The following is a 5644-nucleotide window of genomic DNA, read 5'->3' as shown; positions in this document are numbered from 1 at the left end:
CCGCCGGCGAGGACCTGCTGGGCCAGATCCTGCTCCAGCTCCCGGCCGGCTACGACCTGCTCTTCGGCCACCCCCAGCCCACCTGACCATCCCGCCAGCCGGTGCCCGGGCACCGGCCAAAGCAAGAAAGGCAACCACCCCAGTGATCTCCGACCGGCACGCACAGCCCCGGCAGCCGTACGGGACGGCATACGAGCAGATGCTGGAGAAGGTCCGCTACGAGGGCGCCTACCCCACCCGCGACAAAGCCGACGAAGCCGTCCGCCTGGTTCTTGCCGGACTGGGGCGCCAGCTGACCGGCGAGGAACGCGTTGACCTGGCTGCCTGCCTGCCCCTGGAAGCCGCACGCGTGCTGACCGCGCAGATCCCCAACACCCAGCCGCTGACCGGCTGGGCCTTCGTCAAGGACCTCGCCGCCCGCACCGGCGCCTCCCTGGCCACCACCCGCTGGGACACCGGCTCCGTCTTCTCCGCCGTCGCCGCCTACGCCGACCCCACCCTGATCACCCGCATCCTGCACCAGCTCCCCACCGGCTACGCCCTGCTGTTCGGCCGCGCCGAACTCACCCCGGCCGCGTAGACGGCGACGTGCGTGCTCGGGGCGGGCGCGACGACCGCTGCGTCGGTGTCCGCCCTGGTCACGTCCGGCGACGTGCGGCGGGATCGAGCTCAGCGACGTGTCGGGCGACCGCGTCGACGCCGGGGCGGGCGTACCGCTCCAGGGAGCGAACGGAGGCATGGCGGGAGCGGGCCAGCAGCATCGGGGTGGAGGTGCCGCCCTCGGCGTCGTGTGTCAGGGCACTGTGGCGTAGCCGGTGGAACTGCGCGAGCGCGCGACGCGCTTGGCGGTCGAGGCCCGCAAGGACCCGGCTGGCCGGGCCGGTGCGATCAAGCGCATCGCCGACCAGCTCGATGTGCATCCCGAGGCCCTGCGCGGGTGGGTCAAGCGGGCCGAGACCGACGAAGGCATCGTGCCCGGCACCACCAGTGCCGACGCCGCCCGGATCGCGGAGCTGGAGCGCGAGGTGAAGGAACTGCGTCGGGCGAACGCGATATTGAAGTCCGCCTCGGCTTTCTTCGCAGCGGAGCTGGACCGTCCACTGCGATGAAGGTCGCCTACATCGACCAGTACAAGGAGACGTTCGGCGTCCAGCCGATCTGCGACGTTCTCACCGAGACGGACGCGTCGATCGCGCCGAGCACCTACTACGCCGCCCGCACCCGCCGGCCCTCGGCCCGCAGCCTGCGCGACGAGGAACTCACTTTGGAGATCCGCCGGATCCACGAGGCCAACTACGGTGTCTACGGGGCACGCAAGGTTCACGCAGCCCTGGGACGCGAGGGATTCGAGGTGGCCCGCTGCACGGTCGAGCGCCTCATGCGCGCGGCCGGACTGCGCGGGGTGATCCGGGCCAAGAGCCCGCGCACCACCCGGCCGGCTCCCGAGACCGCCCGGCCCGCCGACCTGGTCGAGCGGCAGTTCACCGCGACCGCGCCGAACCAACTGTTGGTAGCGGACATCACCTACATCCGCACCTTCTCCGGCTGGGTCTACGCCGCCTTCGTCGGTCATTGTCCAGGCCAGTCCCGAGCTAGGTTCGCGGCAGCCTTGGCCAGGCCCTTCTTGAAGGCCTCTATGCCGCGGTCGTCAACCCAGTTGTTCTGCACGCTGGTGATGTTGGCCCCATCGCGGACCACGCCGAATTCCACGTCCACCACCATGTCGTCGCCGTATTCCACCTTGAGGCTGAAGCCGGCCGTCTCGTCGCCGAACCCTTCCACCTCCAGGGTCTTGGTGGTGACCTTGGCCTTCCCGCCCCCGAACTTGGAGTCGAACGTGCCGCACTCGTCGATGGCCTTGCCCAGGGCGGTGATCGCGCGCTCCGCCTGGTCGGGCGAGTAGGCGCTGACATCCTGGCTGATCATGCTCTCGCCCTTGAGGAAGACCGCCTGGGCGTTCGCCTTGTAGTCGACGTCGATCCGGCCCGTGTTGAAGAGGTTCACCAGCGGCTGGCAGATCGCGTCGGCCGGCTTGGCGAGCAAATCTTCGGGAGCGGCCTCACCGTCGATGACCAGCTCGGGGTCCCGCTTCCAGCCCGTCGGCAGATCACTGTCGGCCAGCAGCGCCTTCTCCGCCTCACGGCTGGTCAGCGGTTCAGATGTCGGCTCGGAGGCGGACGAAGTATCGTCGTCCGGGTTGGCGACCTTTTCTTCCGACGCGCCGCTTCCACAGGCGGCGACCAGGGCAAGGGCGGAGGCGGCGAAGGCGGCCGCGGCGGCTCGGCGTATGCCGTTGTACACGTAAGTCTCCGAGTAGATCGGGCAGGGGCTGCACCGTATGACATACAGCCCGACCCAAGAGTTGTACCGGAACTTGTAATTCCTCGTGTTGCGTCCGAACGCTCGAGGTGGGCCGCGCAACCAGCCCAGCGCCGCCGTCGGCACCACCGGCCTGACCTGATCGGCCCCGGACATGCCCCGGCCCCTGGGGAACTGCCGTGACATTCTCAGGACCCGGCTGTTGGGCCTCGCCGCGTTCAACGATGCCGCGACTGTGACCTCACACCGCCGCCCACTGCAGGCCGAGCGCAGCGAGCGCGGCGAGCTTGTCGGCGGTGAGCTTCGCTCGGCGGGTCTTGCTGTTCGACAGAAACACCCCGAGTCGAACCTCGGTGCCGTCCGCCAACCGTTCTACGTGGGCCCTGGGGACCGTCACAGACCCGGTGCGGGCCTTGTACTGCGCCAAGGCCGCAACTCCCCGCTCGAAGGCCCCCAAGGCCGCCTTAGACGGCTTCGCGGGCGCCTCCTGCTTGGGCGGCAGTGGCACGACACCGATCTCCTCCAGGAGCTCGCGCTGGCCGGGCATCAGGCCCTGCCACACAGCGTGCTCACGGTTTCGCTGGAGCCACCGTCCGACGTCCATCCCGTGCACCGTCACGCCGGGCAGAACGATGTCGGCCTGGCCCTCTTCATCTCGTACCAGTTCTCGCAGTGCGGCGTAGTGCCGTTGCCAGTCGGCCGGCCACGCTGGGTCCCAGTGCTCGTCGATCGCCTTGAGTGCCTGCTCCCACTCGGGGTGGTCGTTCAGGGCGGCGGGGCGGCGGAGGTTGGAGAGCCATTGCCCGATCGGCTTGTCCAGTGCGGTGGCGGTTCGGGGCGCGCAGAGCGTCCAGTGCTGGTCGTAGTACGCCTTGGCGGCGTCCAGGTTTTCCTGGAAGCGCTCATCGGCCGGCGACCAGACCATGCCCAGTTTCTCAAGCCGTCGGGAGCGTTGGCCGTTCATCTGTCCGGCCCCGTAGGCCCGTCGCTGTTCTGCGACCCAGGTCCCCAGGGGGTAGGCACCTTCCTTGTGTCCGTACGGAACCCGGGCGTGGCCCTCACGCTCGGTGTACGCCTTCAGCTTTGCCCAGCCGCGCGCCCAGTCCTGCTTCTCCGTGTCGATCACGTTGAAGCTGACCCATTCTGCGACCAACACCGGGTCACGCGGAGCCGCGAAGCGCAGGAGCAGACGCGATTCTTCCCCGCCTTCCTCCGGCGCTGCGCCGATGTTCACGGACGGCTGCGCGATGTCCCTCTGCGGCTCCTGCGGGATGGCGAGCAATTCCACGGCCTCTTCGTCATGAGCGCGCAATCCCTCAAGCACCTTCACCAGCGGCCGGTATGAGCCCGAGGTGAACATGTCCTCCGGCTTCTCTCCGGGCTGGAGGAATACCGGAACGATCAAAGACGCCAATTTCCCCTCGCCGGGCTTCTGCCGCAGGGCGCGCCCGATGGCCTGGACGATGTCATGCGGCGCTCCCTTGGGGTCCAGCAGGGCCACGGAGTCCACGGCCCGGATGTCGACGCCCTCGCCCAGGACGCGGCAGTTGGAGAGCACGGCCCGCTGCGCGGTGGTGCCGAAGCCGCTCAGGACCTTCCGCCGGCGCTCGGGGACGTGTTCGCCGTACAGCCAGTCCGCCCAGATCCGCTTCGGGTACTTCTCGGGCTGGTCGGCGTGCAGTTTCGCCACCACCGCCTGAAGGCCCTCCGCGTACGCCTGAGCCTCGATCGTCCGGTGATGGAAGGTAATGCAGGTCTGGAGCCCGTGCTGGCTCATGGTGTGCAGGAGAGCCGCTTGGAGCGCCCCGAGGCGCTGCCCGCGCACTTCCTCGCTGCGCCGCTCCTCGCCCATCAACCGTTCGGGGGTGACGACCGGGTCCTGGAGCTCCAGGACGATGATCTGGTACCGGGCGAGCAGGCCGCGGGAGACGGCCGACGCGAGGGAGAGCTTGTAGAGCACCGGCCCGAAGACCTTCTCGTCATCCATGGAGGCCGCCATCTCCCTGGGCAGCGCGTCCCGGATACCCTCAGCGACTTCCCAGTGCGGGGGCCGCTCCTGCCAGATCCGCGGCGTCGCCGTCAGGTACAGCCGCCGCCACGCCGGGATGATGGTCTGGTCGTGGATGTCCGCCCATGCCTTGCCCATCGACCCTGAGGTCCGGTGGGCCTCATCGACCACCGCGAGGTCCACCGGCGCCAACTGCTGCCCGTAGACGCCCTCTAACGCCTCCGCCAGCACGCCCAGCGAGGCGTAGGTCGCGTAGATGGTCACCGGCCCGGAGCCGTGCCATAGCGCCAGCTGCACCGGATTCGTCGTGGCACGCACCCTCAGGTCCCACAGCTCCGGGTCGTCCTGGAGCGAGCACACGGCAACCGCCGGCCCCTTGTGCCCGGCGTCGTGCCACGCCTTCACGGTCTGTGCCAGGAGATCCAGCGTCGGCACGAGAACGAGAATGCGCCCCTTCGGCACGAGCTGCTTCGCCGACGCGGCCGCGATGATGGTCTTCCCCGTCCCGCACGCGGCGTGCACCTGCCCTCGCAGGCCATTCACGGGGATACCATCCGGCGGGATGTCGAGACCGCGCAAAATGGCACTCACGGCCTCGATCTGATGGTCACGCAGTTTCACGGCCATGTCCCGTGACCTCCTTTCCGCTGAATGTGGCGCGTGGTTGTGATGGGCGGTTGGTGTTGATGGTGTCGTCCGGTTGGTGAAGGCCGTTGTCGTTTCCCGGGTGGGGTGGATGACGCCTGTATGGGCGGGAGTTACCCAACCTCGTCGCGAGCGCTTGACGGAGAGGGACGTCCGTGTGGTCGAATCGCAGGCCCGGATCCCACGCGCGAGCCTGCAGCGCCCGCTTCTTCGGTGTCGGGCTCTTGACGGAGCGGCGCGGGTTCGTCATGAGGAGGGAAGGTCACGCGTCAGGAGCCTACTGCTGGGCTGCGTCTGACCTCAGAAGCCATCGGAGGCAAATGATGTGATTTGAAGGTTTGTAGGTGATGTGGTGGGGGTGGTCTGAGCTGGGATGTTGGAGGTTTTTTGATAAAGGGGAGCGGGCGTTTCCCGGGGGTTGGGGGCAAGGGTGACGGGGCGTCTGGCCTGCGGTTGTTGGATGTTCGTTGATAAAGGTCTTGTGGTGTTGGTGATGGTCTCCGGGGTCTAAGGGCTGTAACAGAAAGAGAGCGTGGAATGACTGAACGTCAGATGATGTTCCCCTTACATTGACTTGGCCTCGATTCGTCAGCGGGTTTCGGTCGCTGATCGGTGCGGCTGTTCGCCCGTAATGTCCTCTGCCGTTGGAGGACGGGCCGTCGCGTGACGCCG

4 protein-coding genes and 2 pseudogenes are annotated in these 5644 nt (G+C 68.0%); 4 read left to right on the top strand and 2 right to left on the bottom strand.

Features of this window, described 5'->3' with window-relative positions:
• From ABZ818_RS42435 to ABZ818_RS42420, 4 genes and pseudogenes are all read left to right on the top strand, one after another.
• A pseudogene (locus tag ABZ818_RS42435) lies at positions 1 to 86 on the top strand (DUF2267 domain-containing protein); the annotation flags it as partial.
• A gap of 56 nt (positions 87 to 142) precedes the next feature.
• The gene (locus ABZ818_RS42430; RefSeq protein WP_361427585.1) at positions 143 to 580 is read left to right on the top strand and encodes a DUF2267 domain-containing protein; all 438 of its coding nucleotides are present in this window, start codon (positions 143 to 145) and stop codon (positions 578 to 580) included.
• Positions 581 to 815: 235 nt separating this feature from the next.
• Positions 816 to 1109 (top strand): transposase, encoded by a 294-nt coding sequence (locus tag ABZ818_RS42425; RefSeq protein WP_361427582.1) that lies wholly within the window; start codon positions 816 to 818, stop codon positions 1107 to 1109.
• Positions 1106 to 1405 (top strand): annotated as a pseudogene (locus ABZ818_RS42420) (IS3 family transposase); the annotation flags it as partial. The gene ABZ818_RS42425 and the pseudogene ABZ818_RS42420, both read left to right, overlap by 4 nt.
• Before the next feature lie 164 nt (positions 1406 to 1569).
• Here ABZ818_RS42420 and ABZ818_RS42415 read toward each other — a convergent pair.
• Positions 1570 to 2301, bottom strand: a complete 732-nt coding sequence (locus tag ABZ818_RS42415; protein ID WP_361427588.1) for a hypothetical protein — start codon at positions 2299 to 2301, stop codon at positions 1570 to 1572.
• Between the two features lie 259 nt (positions 2302 to 2560).
• On the bottom strand, positions 2561 to 4954 hold the full coding sequence (locus ABZ818_RS42410) for a Helicase associated domain protein (protein ID WP_361427579.1): 2394 nt from the start codon (positions 4952 to 4954) through the stop codon (positions 2561 to 2563).
• Between the last annotated feature and the right edge of the window lie 690 nt (positions 4955 to 5644).

Origin of the sequence: Streptomyces sp. NPDC047453, assembly GCF_040643155.1 — a bacterium.
In the GTDB taxonomy this organism is placed as follows: Bacteria; Actinomycetota; Actinomycetes; order Streptomycetales; family Streptomycetaceae; genus Streptomyces.
This window is presented reverse-complemented; position numbering and strand designations above follow the sequence as displayed.

Bases quoted from the DNA above. Each gene is read 5' to 3' on its own strand.
- ABZ818_RS42410 (WP_361427579.1), bottom strand. From the start codon at position 4,954: ATGGCCGTGAAACTGCGTGACCATCAGATCGAGGCCGTGAGTGCCATT.